Origin of the sequence: Enterobacter sp. IF2SW-B1 (assembly GCF_001743375.1) — a bacterium.
Classification (GTDB): domain Bacteria; phylum Pseudomonadota; class Gammaproteobacteria; order Enterobacterales; family Enterobacteriaceae; genus Enterobacter; species Enterobacter bugandensis.
In genome coordinates this window covers 1-361 of record NZ_MJAA01000373.1, presented here as the reverse complement: position 1 = coordinate 361, position 361 = coordinate 1, and the positions used below count along the sequence as shown (strand labels likewise).

The following is a 361-nucleotide window of genomic DNA, read 5'->3' as shown; positions in this document are numbered from 1 at the left end:
TTAAGCGAGAGTTGCACCCACGCGGCCCGCAGCGCGGGGTATTCGCGGAAGGAGAGAAAGCCGGGAATATAGGGCATGGTGGTCGCGATACGCGCCACCATGTACTCCACCAGCTCCAGCGACCGGGATAACCGCACCACCATCGCAGTGCCGACCATTCGCAGCGAGAGGCAGGGCGAAGTGCCGCTGATTGGCGTCTCCGGCAGCCCGTGGACGCGGGCCACCTACATGGTTGATGGCGTCAGCAGCTAAGCCTTCACCCTGATTAATAAGATGATGTACGCCGAACCTCTGGCGCTGCATGCACTGCTCGACAAGCTGGCGAAGAGCGTTACGCTCTACCTCAACGCGCAGATTAAAG

2 pseudogenes are annotated in these 361 nt (G+C 60.7%); one reads left to right on the top strand and one right to left on the bottom strand.

Annotation, left to right across the window (positions count from 1 at the left end):
- Positions 1-125 (bottom strand): annotated as a pseudogene (locus A6013_RS26550) (endonuclease V); the annotation flags it as partial.
- Between the two features lie 19 nt (positions 126-144).
- Between A6013_RS26550 and A6013_RS27480 the strand changes: the two are divergent.
- Positions 145-361: pseudogene (locus A6013_RS27480) on the top strand (uroporphyrinogen decarboxylase family protein); the annotation flags it as partial.